The organism is Massilia sp. DWR3-1-1 (assembly GCF_049898325.1).
GTDB lineage: Bacteria > Pseudomonadota > Gammaproteobacteria > Burkholderiales > Burkholderiaceae_D > JAFCUW01.
In genome coordinates this window covers 128,668-145,557 of the sequence record NZ_JAFCXL010000010.1, presented here as the reverse complement: position 1 = coordinate 145,557, position 16,890 = coordinate 128,668, and the positions used below count along the sequence as shown (strand labels likewise).

Genomic DNA, 16,890 nt, shown 5'->3' with positions numbered 1-16,890 from the left:
CGGATATGCCGCCGGCTCAGGCTGCGCTGGCGGCGTAGGCAGCCTGCATCTGGCGCGCCAGTTGCGTGCGCCGCGCCGTCAGCGTCGCCAGCAACGATTCGGCGGCGGCGATCGCCGCGCCGGCGCGCGCCGGCGCGGGCGCGTGGGCGCCGCGCGCGAGCTGGTCGAGCTGCTCGAGCTGGGCGCAGGTGGCGGCGAAGTCGAAGGCGCCGACCGCCCGCGCGGCCGACTTGAGGCGGTGGCCGATGCCGGCCAGCCGTTCGAGGTCGCCCTGGCCGATGGCGTCGGCGACGTCGCGCAGGCCATCGTCGGAGGCGTCGAGAAACAGCAAGGCATACTTGCGCATCTTGTCGGGGTTGCCGTTGAAGGTGGCCGCCAGCGCGGCCTGGTCGAACACGGCGTCGCCGGCGGCGGGCCGGGCGGCCGGCTCGCTCTGGCCGCGTGGGGCGGTGGCGCGCGCATCGATCGCATTGGCGATCAGGGAAAACAGGCGCTTGGGCGAGATCGGCTTGGTAATGAACTGATCCATGCCGGCCGCCAGCGCGCGCGTCTGGTCGGCGCTGGCGGCGTTGGCGGTCAGGGCGATGACGACGGCGTCGCGCAGGCGCGGGTCGGCGCGGACCATGCGGGTGGCCTCGAAGCCGTCGAGCACCGGCATCTGCAAGTCCATCAGCACGCAGTCGAAACGGCGCCGCAGCATCTGGTCGATGGCCTCCTTGCCGTTGGCGGCCACCGCCACCTCGGCGCCCGCTTCGGCCAGCAGTTCCTGCACCACCTGCTGGCTGAACAGGTTGTCCTCGACCACGAGGATGCGGGCGCCGGCGATATGGTCGAGCAGGGCCGGCGCCGGCTGCTCGCCCTCGCCGTGGGCAAAGTCGACCCCCTTGCGCAAGCGGGCGGTGAACCAGAAGGTGCTGCCCTGCCCCGGCGTGCTGCTCACGCCGACGGTGCCGGCCATCAGTTCGACCAGTTGCTTGCTGATCGCCAGGCCCAGGCCGGTGCCGCCGTACATGCGCGTCGTCGACGGGTCGGCCTGGTGGAACGACTCGAACAGGGCGCCGATTTCGGCGGCCGTCATGCCGATGCCCTGGTCGCTCACCTCGAAGCGCAGCATGCAATCGGCATCGGTGTCGGTGTCGGCGGCGGCGGCGCCGTGGCCATCGTCGGCGGCGCGCACCGTCACGCGCACCACGCCGCGCTCGGAAAACTTGATGGCGTTGGCGGTAAAATTGAGCAGCACCTGTTCGAGCCGCACCGGGTCGCCCCGCAACTGACGCGCGATGCCCGGCGCCAGCGCCACTTCCAGCGCGAGCCCGCGCGCGGCGGCGGCCGCCTCGAGTTGCGCGGTGAGATTGTGCATCAGCGTCGGCAGCGAAAAATCGATCACTTCCAGCTCCAGCTTGCCCGCTTCGATCTTGGAGAAATCGAGGATGTCGTTGATGATCGCCAGCAGGTGCGCGCCGGCGTGGTGGATTTTTTCCAGGTAATCGCGCTGCCTGGGGTCGACCGCCTTTTGCAGCGCCAGGTGCGACATGCCGATGATGCTGTTCATGGGCGTGCGGATTTCATGGCTCATGTTCGACAAAAAATTGCTCTTGGCCTGGTTGGCGGCATCGGCCTGCGCCTTGAGCTCGTGCAGTTCGGTGACGTCGGTCGACAGGCCGATCACCGCGTGCACCGCGGCGTCGGTGGACTGCGTCGCCCGCACCGGCACCTTAACGGTCCAGAACTGCCGCACGGCGCCGTCGCGGCAGACAAATTCGAACTGGCCGGCCTGCTGGCGGCCGCTGACGAACACCGCGCGGTCGCGCTCCCAGTAGTCGTCGGCCAGCGCCGCAGGCAGCACTTCGCGGTCGAGCCGGCCGATCACCTGTTCCGGGCGCAGGCCCATCTCCGCCGCGCACGGCGCATTGACGTAGGTGTAGCGCCGCTCGCTGTCCTTCATGTAGACGTGGGCATCGATATTTTGCAGCACCGTGTCGAGCAGCAGGCGAGCGTCGCCCTGGCGCCGGCCGGACCAGTAGAGGCGGACAAAAAGAGCGTAGACCAGCAGGGTGCCGCACAGGCCAGCGAGCAGCGCGGCGGGCGGCAGGCTGCGGTCAAAAGCGTTGTACATGGTGGCCGCGGGCAGGGTCAGCCGCAGCTGCCACGGCAGGTCGTGCACATCGAGCGGCAACACCGCCTCGAAGGCGCCGGCCGGCGCAGACGGGTGAACCTGGCCGACCTGCGGGCGCACGCCGGCGCCGGGCGCTTCGCCGTTGCTGCTCAACAGGGCCAGCTCCAGGCCCGGCACGGCCAGCTGGCCCTGCAACGCGCCCACCAGCGCCGCGACCGACACGCTCACGCCCACCGAGCCCAGGTAGGCGGCGCGGCGCCCGGCCACGCTGCCTGGCGCGGCGCCCTGGCGGTACACGGGCACGCTGATGCCAAGGTGCAGCAGCGGCTGCGGCAGCTTGATCGACAGCGGCGTGCCCGCGGTGGCGGCGGAGGCGGAGGTGGAGGCGGTGGCGGTGGCAGACAGGCCGCCGCTGTCGCGCGCCTGTTCGAGGACACGGCCGATCTCGGGATCGCTGGCCAGGTCGACGCCGAAGCGCTCGCGCCTGGGCGCCATCGGCTCGACAAAGGTGAGCACTTCGTAGCGGGCGCGCAGGCCGGGCGGCGTGATGTCGAAGTCGGGGTAGCCGGCCGGATCGAGGCTGCGGTCCTTGCGCACGGCGTCGATGAAGGGCGCGCGCGCGGCGCCGTCGATGGCGACGGCGAAGCGCATCGCCTCGACTTCGGGGAAATGGCGCTCGAGCCCGAGCGCACCGACATAGCGGTGAAATTGCAGCCGCGAGACGGCACCGTCGCTGGCCTGGAACAGCGCGGCGGCGCCGCGCCCCAGGTCGACGAAGCTGGCCAGGCGCGCCGTCAGCCGCGCCTGGGCGCCACGCGCCAGGCTGTCGAAGCGCCCGCGCGCGTCGTCGTGCGCGGTGCGCGCGGCCACGCCATGGGCCAGCGCGGCGACGACCAGCGCCAGCAGTACGCCGGGCGCCCACAGCCACAGGCGCTGGCGCGCCGCGGCGCGCACGGCCTGGCCCATCCGGTGCGTGTTCGCTGGCGTCGCTGGCGTCATGGCGTGCCCCTCACGTGAAATGGTCGGGCCTGCCGCGAGGCCCGCCTGGTCCCGGCAAGGATACTATTAAATGGGGTCCGGACGGCAAGTCACACTGGATATCGGCATTAACTTGATCTATCGCAATAAAGACAGCACTGGCCCGCATGCAGCCGGCCGCTGCGTTCCCCTTTACGAGGCCAGCCCATGCTCGAACAGCGCGTGGTAGGTGGCGTCCACATCGATGCTCAGGGCGACCGCCTGCTCGATGCCGATCTGCACGGGCGGCCCCAGCCGTTCGACCACGACGCCGGCCCGTCGCACCAGCCGTTCGAGCGCGGTGGTGGTGACGGTGACGTAGCGGTCGATGCAATGCAGGCGGCCGTACAAGACCATCTCGGTGAACGATTCCATGGTAATTTGCGACAGGCCGAACGGCGAGTCGCGGTCCGTCTCGATGGCGAAGCGGGACAGTTCCCAGGTGCGCGCATGGACGGGGGCGTCGGCGCCGTGCAACAGTTGCGAAAACGAATCCTTGAGCATGTACGGCCCCTCGGTGGGCAGCAAGCGCCAGCAGCCGCGCAGGGTGCCCTTGCCAGGTTCGCGGATCATCATATAAAACGGGTCGAGGGCATCGTAGCCGTCGATCTCCATGCCCGCCAGCACCGGCACTTCCCAGCCCAGCCGGTCCTTGAAGACCTTGGCGCGCAGTTTGTGCATCTCCCACAGGTCCGGCGACTGAAAATCCTTACGAGCGGCGATCTGGATATGCATTGCCATAATTGTAACCCTCCCCGTCTGGTTAAGTGTATGCAGCGCGCATTAAGAATCCACCTAATATTGCGCCTGCATAACTAGTAGAAGTGATAGCTGGAAACGGTTGCCGCCGGTGGAATACTGCCTCTTCCCCAGCCCAACCAGGAGATGACATGGAACAAGATCTGAACATGCAGCGGGCGGCGGCAGCGCCATCGTCCATGATGGCTGCCCACGAGCGCGCCGCTGCCAATGTCGCCAATATCGCCAATATCGGCACGGTGCGCGTCAGCGGTCCCGTCGCACTAAGGCAATTCCGGATGAGCAAGCGGGAAAGCCAGGCGACCTTCTGGGCCCGTTTCGGCGTCACCCAGTCCAGCGGCAGCCGTTTCGAGACGGGGCTGGGCGTGCCACCGGCGGTGGCGCTGCTGGTGCGGCTGTATGCGAATGGCCGGCTCAACGATGGCGATCTTCTGGGTTGATGATGCCAAGGGCGATGGCCTTGACCAGCGCCTGCTGCCGCGTGCTGACGTTGAACTTTTGCCGGATGTTCGAAATGTGAAAGTTCACCGTCGCCTCGGCGCAATCGGTGATCCGCGAAATTTCCCAGGAAGATTTCCCTGCCATGACCCATTTGAGCACTTCCAGTTCGCGCCGGGTCAGGTGCGGTACCGGTTCGGCGGCATTGTGGGCACGCAGAAACGGCAACGACGATTCGAACGCATAGTCGCGCACCAGCGACAGTTCGGACATGTAATGGGTCAACTGGGCGTTGAAGACGGGACCGGGTTTCATGTCGCTGGCGAAGCTGATCAGGCCCGCCTCGCCATTGCAGCCGTGCATGGGGAACGTGATGCCGGAACGAATCCCGTAATTGCTGGCCTCTTCATACAAGGCGCCCTGCGCGCTGTGGCTGAACGAATCGGGCTGCCACACCAGCGGCAGCACGCTCGACATGCAGTGTTGTACCGTGGGATCGACGGTGTGCAGCTTTTCGCTCTGGTAGCGCTGGCGCCACGCAGGCGAATAGTTGCTTTGCACGAAAGAACTCTCCAAGCTCGCATGCTTGGACGGCAACACCGCGACCATCACGGACGCGAATCCCAGCTGATCGGCAACGTCGAACAGCGCCGCGCTCCAGAGCGGGGCGGAATGACTGTCCAATAACCGCAATAATTGGCCTAACTCAAGCATATGTCCCCCCTCGGGTCAGCCGGGTCGGCTTGCACTGACTATCACAAATCGTAGGGGAACTTTAACTAAAAATCAAATAATAAGAGAAACCATCTAAGCATGATGATTCAGTGACAAATCGTCAAAATATGGCGATTGCGGCAACTTTCCTCCATTTGTATTGACGAGCGTCGGCGCCGCTTTTCATCGACGCAAGAAAAGCCCCGTTTGGCCGTGGGAAATGCCGGCGTTACACACGTGGTTACAATGCGAAAAACCCGTGCGAATGGCCCGGGCGGGCGCCCGGGCGACGCCGGCCGCTCAGGCGCGCGCGGCCGACGGCCGTTCGGCCATGCGCTCGCGCCACGCCTGCAGGTGGGAAAAACCCTCGGCGCCCGGCTTGAATTTCATCAGGCCGCGCGCGAACTCGAGCGCGCAATACGCGGTGATATCGGCGATCGTGAAGCGCGCGCCGGCGACGAAGGGGTGCTGCGCCAGTTCCTGGTCGAGCCAGCGCGCCGTTTCGCGCATTTTTTCCCCTTGCGAGGCGCCGAAGTCGGCGAACTGGGGCTGTTCCAGGCTGGCCAGGCCCGGATGGGTGTGGCGCACGCAGTTGGCGATGCCGGCAAACAGGTGCAGCTCGACGCGGCGGTCGGCCATCTCGATGAAGGCGCGTTCGTCGAAGCCCTCGCCCATCAGGTTCGGCTGCGGGTGCAGGCCCTCGATGTAGGTGCAGATGGCGCGCGTCTCGCACAGCACGCGGCCGTCATCGAGTTCGAGGGCGGGCACGCGGCCGAAGGGATTCCTGGCCAGGAACGGGGCGCTGCGGTGTTCGGCCGCCGCCAGGTCGACCAGGACCGGTTCGATGCCGGCGATGGCTTTCTCGGCGATGAACATGGCCACGCGGCGGGGATTGGGGGCAAAACTGCTGGTGTAGAGTTTCATGGGGGGCTCGCGCTGGGAACTGCGTTCAGACACCGGCGCCCGGCTTGCCGGACTGCCCCGTTTCGACCATCGAGCGCACCGCCGCCGCGTAGCGCTCGGCGCTGTCGGCGCTGGCGCGGCTCAGGTCGCGCTCCGACGGCGGCTGCAGCAGGCCCAGTTGCACCGCCGGGCGCTGGCGAATCTGCTCGACCCAGCGCTGCAGGTGCGGCAGATCGTCGATTGCCACCCCCGACCAGTTGTGGGTGCGTACCCAGGCCCAGTTGGCGATGTCGGCGATCGAGTAGTCGCCGGCCAGGTATTCGTGGCTGGCCAGGTGCCGGTCGAGCACGCGGAACAGGCGCTTCGATTCGCCCTGGTAGCGGTCGATGGCGGCCTGGATTTTTTCGGGAAAATAGCGGAAGAAGACATTCGCCTGCCCCATCATGGGGCCGATCCCGCCCATCTGAAACATCAGCCACTGGGTCACCAGCGAGCGGCCCTTGGGGTCGGACGGCATCAGCTTGCCGGTTTTTTCGGCCAGGTACAGCAAGATGGCGCCCGACTCGAACACGGCGAAATTGTCGGCGGCCCGGTCGACGATGGCGGGAATGCGGCCGTTCGGATTGATCGCCAGGAACCAGTCCTGCTTCTGCGTGTTCTGCTGCAGGTCCAGCGAGTGCAAGGTGTACGGCAGTTGCAGTTCTTCGAGGGCGATGGAAATTTTGTGGCCGTTCGGCGTGGCAGCGGAATACAGATCGATCATGGGGTCCCCGGTTTTGGTGATGTCTGGCCTGCGATGATAGCCCGATTACAGCGCGCATGCCGCGTTGACAGGCGTGCCGAATCTCTTTAGATTGGCTCCCTTGTGCCCCTGACAATGGCCAGCCGGACCATGTATGTATATGCCGGCTGGCGCCCCGCTCCCTTCATCAAGGAATTCAATGCAACGCAGTCTGATCTCCGCCGCCGTTCTTTCCCTCGTCATCGCCACCTCGCCCGCCGTCAGCGCGCAGGCGGCGCCGCCCGCGCCTGGCACCACCGCCTCGGCCGGCCAGACCACGCAACTGCCGCGCGGGGTGCGCCCGACCCACTACGATGTGGCACTGGTGCCGGACGCCGCCAACGCCCGCTTTGCCGCCACCGTCGCCATCGACCTCGAGGTGCAAACGGCGACCGACACCATCACCCTCAACGCCACCGAACTGGCGTTCGCGCGCGCCAGCGTGGTGGCACTGGGCGGCGCCGCCATGGCGCGCAGCGCCACCGTGAGCGTCGATGCCGATGCGCAGACTGCCAGCTTCAAGTTCGACCGCCCGCTCGCGCGCGGCCGCTACCGCCTCACGCTCGACTACACCGGCGTGATCGGCCAGCAGGCGGTCGGCCTGTTCTCGCTCGACTACGACAGCGAGGGCGGCAAGAAGCGCGCGCTCTACACGCAGTTCGAAAACTCCGACGCGCGGCGCATGATCCCGTCGTGGGACGAGCCGTTCTACAAGGCCAGCTTTACCCTGCAGGCGACCGTGCCGGCCGGCCAGATGGCGGTCAGTAATATGCCGGCCGCCTCGACCACCACCCTGGCCGATGGCCGCCAGCTGGTCAAGTTCGGCGCCACCCCGAAGATGTCGACCTACCTGCTGTTTTTCGGCCTCGGTGAATTCGAGCGGGCCAGCCGCATGGCAGGCAAGACCGAAGTGGGCGTCATCACCACCCGCGGCGGCAAGGACAAGGCGGCCTTCGTGCTGGACGCCTCGGCGGCGCTGCTGGACGAATACAACCGGTATTTCGGTGTGCCCTACCCGCTGCCCAAGCTCGACAACGTCGCCGCCCCCGGCCGCAGCCAGTTTTTTGGCGCCATGGAAAACTGGGGCGCCATCTTCACGTTCGAATACGCGATGCTGCTCGACCCGGCCATTTCGACCCAGGCCGACAAGCAGAACGCGTTTGCCATCGCCGCCCACGAGATGGCGCACCAGTGGTTCGGCGACCTCGTCACCATGCGCTGGTGGGACGACCTGTGGCTCAACGAAGGCTTCGCCTCGTGGATGGAAAGCCGCATGACGGCGCAGCTCCATCCCGAGTGGAACACGGCGCTGTCGGCGGTCGCGATCCGCGAGGGCGCCATGGCGCGCGACTCGATCGCCTCGACCCATCCGGTGGTGCAGCATGTCGCCACCGTCGAACAGGCCAGCCAGGCCTTTGACGACATCACCTATCAAAAAGGCGAGTCGGTGATCCGCATGCTGGAAGACCACGTCGGCGCCGACGCCTGGCGCAAGGGCGTGCGCCTGTACATGCGCCGCCACGCCTACGGCAACACCGTATCGGACGACTTCTGGAGCGCCATCGAACAGGCCTCCGGCAAACCCGTGCGCGCCATCGCCCACGATTTCACCTTGCAACCAGGGGTGCCGCTCATTACCGTCACCAGCGCCACCTGCCGCGGCAGCAGCACCCGGGTCGAACTGAGCCAGGGCGAATTCAGCCGCGACCAGCCGGGCAAGGCGTCACTGCGCTGGCGCGTGCCGGTGACCTTGCAGGCGGTCGGCAGCAGCCGTCCGGTGCACACCATGGTGGTCGGCGGCAAGGCAAGCGTGGACGTGCCGGGCTGCGCGCCGGTGCTGGTCAACGCCGGCCAGAACGGCTACTACCGTACCCTCTACGCGCCGCGCCAGTTCGCGCCGCTGGCGGCGCAATTCGCCCGGCTCCAGCCAATCGACCAGATCGGCCTGCTGGCCGACAGCTGGTCGCTGGGGCTGGCCGGGATGCAAAGCGCGGCCAACTTCCTCGACCTGGCCGACGCCACCAGGATGGACGCCGACCCGCAGGTGTGGGGCAACATCGCCGGCGTCTTCAACGCCATCCACCATTATTACAAGGGCGACGCCGCGCGCCAGGGCCGCTTCGATGCCTACGCCATCGCCCGCCTGGCGCCGGTATTCCAGAAACTGGGCTGGGACGCCGCGGCCGGCGAAAACGGCACCGCCGCCAACCTGCGCGAGCGCTTGCTGGTGACGCTGGCGAACCTGAACGACCAGGCCACCATCACCGAGGCGCGCCGCCGCTATGCCTTGGGCGCGACCGGCGCCGACGGCAAGGGCATGCCGGCGCCGCTGCGCAAGGCCATCACCGCCGTCGTCGCCCAGCACGCCGACGGCGCCACCTGGGACGCGCTGCGCAGCGCGGCCAGGGCTGAAAAATCGCCAATGATCAAGGACCGCATGTACGCGCTGCTGGCCGCCAGCGACGACGCCACGCTGGCGCGGCGTGCGCTCGAACTGGCGATGACGGACGAGCCGGGCGTGACCAACAGCGCGGCGATGCTGGCCGAAGTGGCCGACAGCCACCCCGACCTGGCCTTCGACTTCGCCCTGGCCAACCTGGCCAAGGTCAACGAGCGCATCGACGCCACTTCGCGCAGCCGCTACTTCCCGCGCCTGGCGTCGACCTCGTCGGCGCCGGCCACCATCGATAAACTGCAGGCCTACGCTAACGCCAACCTTGCCGCCGGCTCGCGCCGCGACGCCGAAACGGCGGTGACGGGCATCAACTACCGCATCAAGGTGCGCAGCGAACGCCTGCCGGAGATCGACCAGTGGCTGATCAAGCACGGCAAGTAAGGCGCGCCGCGGCGCTGACGCTGGCGCTGACACTGGCGGCGTGCGCACCGGTTGCGCCACCGGTTGCGCCACCGGTTGCGCCACCAGTGCCGCCACCAGTGCCGGCACTGGCGCCACCGGCCAGCGCCGACGCCTATCGCCTGCCCGCCGCCAGCGCCGCGTGGTACCGCCAGGCTGCCGCCGCCGGCACCATCGTGCTCAACGTCGATCCGGGCCGTTCGCTGATCGTGGCGACGGTGCGGCGCGGCGGCCCGCTGGCGCGGCTGGGCCACGATCATGTCGTCGCCAGCCACGCCATCAGTGGCGCGATGGCGCCGGCGGCGGGACGCGCCGATTTCGGCTTCCGGCTCGACCAGATGGTGGTCGACGAAGCACCCCTGCGCGCGCAAGCGGGCCTGGACACGGTGCCGTCGGCCGACGCCATCGCCGGCACCCGCCACAACATGCTCACGCGGGTGCTCGACGCCGCGCGCTATCCGGAGGTGACGCTGCAGGTGAAGGCGCCGACACGACCATCGGCGCTCAATCCGGCGCAGACCGTGGCCGAACTGTCGGTCACCCTGCACGGCGTCACCCGCACCCTGGCCGCACCGCTGCTGCTCGAGCAGCGCGCGGATGGCCTGGTCGCCAGCGGCAGCTTCACGCTGCGCCAGAGCGACTTCGGCATCACGCCGCTGGCGGTAATGAACGGCGCCATGACGGTGCAGGACACGCTCGAACTGCGCTACCGGATCGTCGGCATGCCGCAGTAAGGCGACGGCGCAGAGGCATGATGCCGCTAAGCCGGCTCGACCAGGCGGCGCGAGGGCACGTCGGCCGCGCGGGTGGCGATCCAGGCGTCGACCAGCGCCTCGGCGCCGGCCGCCACGTGCAAACCGAGCTTGGTGCGCCGCCACAGGATGTCGGCGCCGCACAGCGCCCATTCGTGACGCATCAGGTAGTCCGCTTCGACGGCGAACAGGCCGCTGACGATCTGCGGGCCCAGGTCGGCCACGCTGCGGCAGCCCTCGAGCAGGCGGTGAATGCGGGTGCCGTAAGCGCGCCCGTAGCGCCGCACCAGCGCCGGCGACAGAAAGGCGTAGCGCTGCACCATCGCCGCCGCCCAACTATCATATTCGAGCACGGCGCGCCGCGATGGCGCCGGACCGAACAGGTCGCCGCCAGGCAGGCAGGCCTGCGCCGTCCAGGCGCCGTGACCGTTGCCCAGCGCGCCGGCGATGCGGTCGACGGCCTGCTCGGCGAGCGTGCGGAAGGTGGTGATCTTGCCGCCCACGACGGTCAGCACGGGCGCGCCCTGGCCGTCGCCGCCGTCCCAGACCAGCTGAAAATCGCGGCTGGCCGCCTGCGCGCTGGCCGCCGGCGCCGCCGCCAGCGGGCGTACCCCGGCGAACGACCAGACCACGTCGGCCGGGCCGACGCCGGCGCGAAAGTAGCGATTGGCCAGCTCGCACAGGTAGAGCGTTTCCGCCGGGCTAATGGCAACGGCGTCGAGATCGCCCGCAAAATCGACATCGGTGGTGCCGATCAGGGTGAACGCCTGTTCATACGGCAGGGCGAACACGATGCGCCCGTCCGGGTGCTGGAAGATGTAGCCGCCGCCATGGTCGAACAGGCGCGGCACGACGATGTGGCTGCCCTTGACCAGGCGCGGCGCCGGCGTGGCCGGGCCGGCCGCCGCGCCGGCCGCCGCCAGCAATCGCCCCGCCCACGGCCCGCTGGCGTCAACCAGGCAGCGCGCGTTGACCTGGCGCTGCCGGGCGCCGCCGTGCAATTGCGCCGTCCAGTGCAGGGGGTGGCGGCGCACGTCGGCGCAGGTGGTGCGGGTGAGGACGGTGGCGCCCCGTTCGCGCGCGTCGAGCGCGGCCAGCGCCACCAGGCGGGCGTCGTCGACCCAGCCGTCGGCGTATTCGAAGCCCCGCACGAAGCGCGCCTGCAGCGCGGCACCGGCCGGATGGCGGCGCAGATCGACGGCGCGCGAGGCCGGCAGGAAAGCGCGCCGGGCCAGGCCGTCGTAGAGCAGCAGGCCGGCGCGGATCAGCCAGGCCGGGCGCTGGCCGCTGTCGTGCGGCATGATGAAGCTGAGCGGGCGCGAGATGTGCGGCGCCGACTGCAGCAGGCGCTCGCGCTCGACCAGGGCCTTGCGCACCAGCGCGAACTGGTACTGTTCCAGGTAGCGCAAGCCACCGTGAATGAGCTTGCTCGAGGCCGACGAGGTGTGCGCGGCCAGGTCATCCTTTTCGCACAGCACCACCCGCAGTCCACGGCCGGCGGCGTCGCGGGCGATGCCGGCGCCATTGACGCCGCCGCCCACCACCAGCACATCGCAATCGATACTGTCCACCATTGCATCCTCCTCATTGCCACCGCCAGGGCGCCATTATGGTGCACCGGAGCGCGCGCAGGCAAACCCGCATGGTGTGGCCAATTCGAAGCCGCGTCGTCAGACTGGCGCAAAAGGGGCGCGGTTGGCGCGTCGATTCTGCCTTAGAATACGCGCTGGCAATACGCGCGGACCGGCCGCCCCGGCGGCGGTCCAAGCCTGGCATGCGCCAGCCATCAACCAGCGCTGGCGGGACTGACCCTGCCGCGACGAACAGGATTTCATGCGTTTTCGCCTTCGCACCTTACTTCTGCTGGCCCTGGCCATGCTGTGCCTGGTGACGGGCGCCGGCGCCGCCACCGCGCCGGCGCCCGTCACCAGCCTCGGCGCGGCCGGCAGCTTCGACCTGCTGCCGGCGGGCGTGCTGCTGCGCGACGACGGCGGCGCGTTCCCGGCCGATGCCGGTGCAGTGGCGGCCTGGATGGACGGGCGCACGCGGGCGGCGGCGGTGTCTTCCACCGGCGGCGCCTACTGGCTCGTCACCACCATCCGCAACGACAGCGCGCTGGAGAGCTGGGTGCTGTATCCGAACAACACCCTGATCGACCAGGTCGAGGCGCGCCTGTACGGCGCCGACGGCAGCACCGAGCGCGTGCTGACGGGCTACCAGGCCGGCCACGATTACATGCTCCACTACGGCAACGACGTGCGCCTGCGCCCCGGCGCCAGTTACCGCCTCGTCGTGCGCTTCTCCAGCCCGTACTTCGTGCGCGCGCCCCTGTTCGCGGTGCGCCCGCAGGCCGACTTTCGCCGCATGGTGGCGCGCGAAAACGTCATCATCATCGCCGCGCTGGGCGCGCTGCTGGCGCTGGCGCTGTACAATTTTTTCATCTTCTCGTTCACCCGCCGCATCGCCTACCTGTACTACTCGCTGTACGTGCTGACCTACGCGGTGGCGTGGGCGATCCCGTTCAACGTGCTGGCCGACCTGTTCGGCTGGCGCATGGTCGAACTGCACTACGTGCCGTTTTTCCTGCTGCCGGTGTTCTCGACCCTGTTCTACCTGCGCTTCCTGGAACTGAAAACGCTGGCGCCGCGCCTGGCCGCGTTCAGCCGCATCAACCTGGTGCTGCCGCTGCTGCTGCTGCCCAGCTGTTTTTTCGCCGTCGCCCTGGCCCACAAACTGGCCACCGTCATGCTGGCCTTCTACATGCTGCTCGCGCTCGTGTGCGGGGTGGTGGCGTGGCGCCGCGGCTTCCAGCCGGCGCGCTACTTCGTGCTGGCCTACATTGCCGTGCTGGCGCCCGGCCTGTACGTGCTGGCGACCAACCTGGGCCTGCTGGCGCCGGCCCAGGACAATATGCAGATCCTCGTGCTGGTGGGCGGCACCGTCGACGCCCTGCTGCTGGCGTTCGCGCTGGCCGACCAGATTCGCCTGCTCAGCGACAGCATGGAACAGAAGGTGGCGGCGCGCACCGACGAACTGCTGCGCGCGAATGCCGCGCTGACCACCGCCAAGGAGCATGCCGAAGTGGTCAGCCGCCACCGCATCGACTTCCTGTCGGCGATGAGCCACGACATCCGCACGCCGATGGCCGGCGTCATCGGCATGCTCAAGCTGGGCCTGCGCGACGAGGCCGTGCGCGGGCGCACCGCCGACTACCTGCGCATCGGCCTGCGCAGCGGCGAATCGCTGCTGGTGATCCTCAACGACATCCTCGACTATTCCAAGATCGACGCCGGCAAGCTGACACTGGAGACGACCAGCTTCGACCTCGAACGCCTGTGCGCCGACGCCATCGCCATCCTGCAGGGCCAGGCAGAAGCGAAAGGGCTGGCGCTGGGCGCGTCGCTCGAACACGACCTGCCCCGCTACGTCACGGGCGACCCTACCCGGCTGCGGCAGATACTGGTGAACCTGCTGGGCAATGCCATCAAGTTCACCGAGCAGGGCGAAGTGCTGCTCAGCGTGCGCGCCGACGCGGGCGCCGGCGCCCCGCTGGTGTTCAGCGTGCACGATACCGGCCCCGGCATCGCCAGCGAGGTGCGCCAGCGCCTGTTCCAGAAATTCGAGCAGGGCGACTATTCGACCACCCGCCGCTACGGCGGCACCGGCCTGGGCCTGGCCATCTGCAAGGAGCTCGTCGGCCTGATGGGCGGCACCATCAGCGTCGTCAGCACGCCCGGCGTCGGCTCCCGCTTTGACGTCGTGTTGCCGCTGGCGGCGGCCAGCGGCGACGCCAGCGATGCCGGCGCCGCGCCCCACCACGCCGACGGCCACGGCAGGCGCCTGCGCATCCTGTGCGCCGAAGACGTGGGCACCAACCAGATCATCATCGAGGCGCTGCTGGGCGCCATGGGCCACAGCGTCGTCATCGTCGACAACGGCGTCGAGGCGGTGCGCGCGCTGGCCGGGGCCGACTTCGACATGGTGCTGATGGACGGCCGCATGCCACTGCTCGACGGCGCCCAGGCCACCCGCCTGATCCGCGCCGGCCAGGCGGTGCCGGGCGCGGCGACCGGCGTGGCGCGCGACCGCGCCATCCCCATCATCGCCCTGACCGCCAACGCCAGCCAGGCCGACTGCCAGCACTACCTGGCCGCCGGCATGGACGGCTTTCTGTCCAAGCCGGTCGATGAAGCGGCCCTGCATCGCCTGATCGACGCCACCGTCGCCCGCCTGGACGCCGGTGGCGGCGCCGGCCAGGGCGAGGCGCGGCGCGCGGACGCCGACGCCGGCGCGACCGACGCCGTGGACGCAGCGCACACCGCGGACGAAGCGAACGAGGTCGCAGCGGTGCAACTGCGCCCCGTACAAGGCCTGACGGCGGCGCAGATGCGGCGCATCGGCGCCGCCTTCGTGGAAGAAGCGCCGCGCCGCCTGCTCGAAGCGCGCGCCGCACTCGAAGCAGGCCGCCAGAACGCCGCCATCGATGCCTTCCATTCGCTCAAGGGCAGTGCCGGCTACCTCACCACGCCGCGCCTGCAACAGCTCGCCGCCAGCCTGGAACTGCGCGCCGGCGCGGGCGCGCTGGGCGCCAACGACGCCGAACTGGCGGCGCTGGCGACGGCCGTGAACGAGGCGGTACATGGCGTGCGCGCCAGCACGGCGCCCGCGCCGATCTTGTAGAATCGCCCCATGGACCCTCTTCGACTGCCTGGCGAAGCAGCACCCGGGCACGGCGCCGACGACAAGCCCGCGCGCGCCTGGGTGCGCATGCCGTCGGGCAAACGGCTCGATTTGCTGCACCCCGGCGCGGCCGACTGGGCCGACGACGACCTGGCGCTGGGCCTGGCCCGCACCTATCGCTGGGGCGGCCACTCGGCCTGGCCGCTGCCGCTGTCGGTGGCGCAGCACTCGATCAGCGTCATGCTGCTGCGCCGGGCCGCCACCACCACCCCCCTGTCGGCGCTGCAGGAACTGCGCGAACTGCTGCACGACGCCGAGGAAGGTTTATTGGGCTTCGACTGCATCTCCGTGCTCAAGCCCTTCATGGGCGACAGTTTTCGACAACTGACGGCGCGGCTGGAACAAGCCGTGTTCGAGCGCTACGGCCTGCCCGCCTGGACCGCCGACGAGCACGCGGCGCACAAGCGCGCCGACCGGCTGGCGGCGGCCAGCGAAGCGGTGCACGTGGTCGGCTGGTCGCGCCAGGAGGTCGTGCACACGCTGGGCATCACGGTGGCGCCCCTGGAAATTGACCCGCTGGTGGCCGCATATGGCGGCGCGGCGTGGGAACCGTGGGCGCCCGCGCTGGCGGCGCAGCGCTTCATGGAGCAACTGGCGCGGCTGGCGCGGCTCGTCTGACCCGTCCAGCTTGTCAGGATATCCACAAATTCTGTGGATAAGCTTGTGGACAAGCGCCCCTTGACAGCGCGCCTGTCCCGTATTCGACGCGCATCGCGTGCGCTGCCCGCCTCGATAAAAATTCGCTTAATCCTTAATAATCAATCACTTGCCACTAAATATCATTCACGTAGGAAGTGTCTATAAGGCAAAATCCTACAAGCCCGGCGGGCGGGGGATAAGTCCCGGCCGCGAGCGGCCCCGACAATGGTGACATGCCGTCCAAATTGCTTTGACAAAGGCGGTGGCCTGACTTAGTGTTGAGACATGCGCCAACCCCCACACAGCGAGGATGAACCGGGACTGTTTCTCGAAGACGAGGACGTTGCCTCGGCCGCCGTCGCGCCCCATGGCGAAGGCGAGAGCGAGGTGCTGGCGCCCTGGCGCATCCTGATCGTCGATGACGATGTCGATGTCCACGTGGTGACCAAGTTTGCGCTCAGCAGCGCCAGCTTCCAGGGCCGTCGCCTCAGCTTCGTCCACGCCTACTCGGCCGTCGAAGCGCTCGCCAAGCTGCGCGATACCCCCGATATCGCGCTGGTGCTGCTCGACGTCATGATGGAAACGGCCGACGCCGGGCTGCAACTGGCACTCCAGGTGCGCGAGCAGTTGCACAACGACCTCGTGCGCATCGTCCTGCGCACGGGCCAGCCCGGCCAGGCCATCGAGCACAGCATCATCGTCGATTACGACATCAACGATTTCTGGAGCAAGACCGATCTCACCACCCGCAAGCTGTTTACCACCGTGATCGCCGCCCTGCGCGCCTACGCCACGCTGGACCAGGCCGCCAAGGGCCGCAACCGTGCGCTGGCCCGCCAGGCCCAGCTGGAAAAGCAGCTGGCGGCGGCGCGCGCGGCGGCGGCCATGGTCGCCATCGATGGCAGTGGCATCGTGGTCGACGCCAACGACGCGGCGGCGGCGCTGGCCGGGGTCGATCTGCCCGCGCTGCTGGGACGGGCGGCGGCGGGCATCGCGCCGGCGCCGCTCGAGCCGGGCGTGCTCGCTGACATTGGCCACGCGCTGGCGGGCGCCGGCGCCTGGAGCGGCATCATCGATGTGCACTTGCCGGCCGGCACGCGCCGCCTGCGCTGCGCGCTGTGCACTGACGGCGCCGGCGGCGTGATCGGCTACGCCAGCCCCACCGCCTGATGGCCTT

12 protein-coding genes are annotated in these 16,890 nt (G+C 68.7%); 6 read left to right on the top strand and 6 right to left on the bottom strand.

Annotated elements, in window-relative coordinates; genetic code table 11:
• Positions 1-16: 16 nt before the first annotated feature.
• Together ACP7EY_RS12725 and ACP7EY_RS12720 are read right to left on the bottom strand one after the other, a co-directional pair.
• Entirely contained in the window at positions 17-3,115 is a 3,099-nt protein-coding gene (locus ACP7EY_RS12725; protein WP_426194043.1) for a CHASE domain-containing protein, read from the bottom strand.
• A 171-nt stretch (positions 3,116-3,286) separates the two neighbouring features.
• The gene (locus ACP7EY_RS12720; protein WP_426194042.1) at positions 3,287-3,874 is read right to left on the bottom strand and encodes an acyl-homoserine-lactone synthase; all 588 of its coding nucleotides are present in this window, start codon (positions 3,872-3,874) and stop codon (positions 3,287-3,289) included.
• Between the two features lie 149 nt (positions 3,875-4,023).
• Here ACP7EY_RS12720 and ACP7EY_RS12715 point away from each other — a divergent pair, with 149 nt between their 5' ends.
• Positions 4,024-4,332: a hypothetical protein gene (locus tag ACP7EY_RS12715; protein ID WP_426194040.1), complete on the top strand. Its 309-nt coding sequence runs from the start codon at positions 4,024-4,026 to the stop codon at positions 4,330-4,332.
• Here the strand turns inward: ACP7EY_RS12715 and ACP7EY_RS12710 are convergent.
• The 3 genes from ACP7EY_RS12710 to ACP7EY_RS12700 all read right to left on the bottom strand — a co-directional run bounded on the left by ACP7EY_RS12710 (position 4,307) and on the right by ACP7EY_RS12700 (position 6,710).
• Positions 4,307-5,044 (bottom strand): autoinducer binding domain-containing protein, encoded by a 738-nt coding sequence (locus ACP7EY_RS12710; protein WP_426194038.1) that lies wholly within the window; start codon positions 5,042-5,044, stop codon positions 4,307-4,309. The genes ACP7EY_RS12715 and ACP7EY_RS12710 overlap by 26 nt on opposite strands.
• A 300-nt stretch (positions 5,045-5,344) precedes the next feature.
• Complete coding sequence (locus tag ACP7EY_RS12705; RefSeq protein WP_426194036.1) at positions 5,345-5,968, bottom strand: glutathione S-transferase family protein; 624 nt, start codon at positions 5,966-5,968, stop codon at positions 5,345-5,347.
• Between the two features lie 25 nt (positions 5,969-5,993).
• A complete protein-coding gene (locus ACP7EY_RS12700) occupies positions 5,994-6,710 on the bottom strand; it encodes a glutathione S-transferase family protein (RefSeq protein WP_426194034.1) in 717 nt (238 codons plus the stop codon).
• Positions 6,711-6,888: 178 nt separating this feature from the next.
• Between ACP7EY_RS12700 and ACP7EY_RS12695 the strand changes: the two genes are divergently transcribed.
• Positions 6,889-9,564: a M1 family aminopeptidase gene (locus ACP7EY_RS12695; RefSeq protein WP_426194032.1), complete on the top strand. Its 2,676-nt coding sequence runs from the start codon at positions 6,889-6,891 to the stop codon at positions 9,562-9,564.
• Complete coding sequence (locus ACP7EY_RS12690) at positions 9,540-10,316, top strand: YceI family protein (RefSeq protein WP_426194030.1); 777 nt, start codon at positions 9,540-9,542, stop codon at positions 10,314-10,316. Before ACP7EY_RS12695 ends, ACP7EY_RS12690 begins: the two co-directional genes overlap by 25 nt.
• Before the next feature lie 26 nt (positions 10,317-10,342).
• Here ACP7EY_RS12690 and glpD read toward each other — a convergent pair whose 3' ends face one another.
• Positions 10,343-11,908, bottom strand: a complete 1,566-nt coding sequence (glpD, locus tag ACP7EY_RS12685; RefSeq protein ID WP_426194028.1) for a glycerol-3-phosphate dehydrogenase — start codon at positions 11,906-11,908, stop codon at positions 10,343-10,345.
• A gap of 259 nt (positions 11,909-12,167) precedes the next feature.
• Between glpD and ACP7EY_RS12680 the strand changes: the two genes are divergently transcribed.
• The 3 genes from ACP7EY_RS12680 (at position 12,168) to ACP7EY_RS12670 (ending at position 16,883) form a co-directional block, all read left to right on the top strand.
• Positions 12,168-15,014, top strand: coding sequence for an ATP-binding protein (locus tag ACP7EY_RS12680; protein WP_426194026.1), 2,847 nt, complete (start codon positions 12,168-12,170; stop codon positions 15,012-15,014).
• An 87-nt stretch (positions 15,015-15,101) separates the two neighbouring features.
• Complete coding sequence (locus ACP7EY_RS12675) at positions 15,102-15,692, top strand: phosphohydrolase (RefSeq protein ID WP_426194164.1); 591 nt, start codon at positions 15,102-15,104, stop codon at positions 15,690-15,692.
• Positions 15,693-15,998: 306 nt separating this feature from the next.
• Positions 15,999-16,883 (top strand): PAS domain-containing protein, encoded by an 885-nt coding sequence (locus ACP7EY_RS12670; protein ID WP_426194024.1) that lies wholly within the window; start codon positions 15,999-16,001, stop codon positions 16,881-16,883.
• The last annotated feature ends 7 nt before the right edge of the window (positions 16,884-16,890 follow it).

Excerpts from the sequence above, each read along its gene's own strand:
- ACP7EY_RS12670 (WP_426194024.1), top strand. The coding sequence starts at position 15,999 with ATGCGCCAACCCCCACACAGCGAGGATGAACCGGGACTGTTTCTCGAA.
- ACP7EY_RS12705 (WP_426194036.1), bottom strand. The coding sequence starts at position 5,968 with ATGAAACTCTACACCAGCAGTTTTGCCCCCAATCCCCGCCGCGTGGCC.
- ACP7EY_RS12695 (WP_426194032.1), top strand. The coding sequence starts at position 6,889 with ATGCAACGCAGTCTGATCTCCGCCGCCGTTCTTTCCCTCGTCATCGCC.
- ACP7EY_RS12700 (WP_426194034.1), bottom strand. The coding sequence starts at position 6,710 with ATGATCGATCTGTATTCCGCTGCCACGCCGAACGGCCACAAAATTTCC.
- ACP7EY_RS12710 (WP_426194038.1), bottom strand. The coding sequence starts at position 5,044 with ATGCTTGAGTTAGGCCAATTATTGCGGTTATTGGACAGTCATTCCGCC.
- ACP7EY_RS12680 (WP_426194026.1), top strand. The coding sequence starts at position 12,168 with ATGCGTTTTCGCCTTCGCACCTTACTTCTGCTGGCCCTGGCCATGCTG.
- ACP7EY_RS12675 (WP_426194164.1), top strand. The coding sequence starts at position 15,102 with ATGCCGTCGGGCAAACGGCTCGATTTGCTGCACCCCGGCGCGGCCGAC.
- ACP7EY_RS12720 (WP_426194042.1), bottom strand. The coding sequence starts at position 3,874 with ATGGCAATGCATATCCAGATCGCCGCTCGTAAGGATTTTCAGTCGCCG.
- ACP7EY_RS12715 (WP_426194040.1), top strand. The coding sequence starts at position 4,024 with ATGGAACAAGATCTGAACATGCAGCGGGCGGCGGCAGCGCCATCGTCC.
- glpD (WP_426194028.1), bottom strand. The coding sequence starts at position 11,908 with ATGGTGGACAGTATCGATTGCGATGTGCTGGTGGTGGGCGGCGGCGTC.
- ACP7EY_RS12725 (WP_426194043.1), bottom strand. The coding sequence starts at position 3,115 with ATGACGCCAGCGACGCCAGCGAACACGCACCGGATGGGCCAGGCCGTG.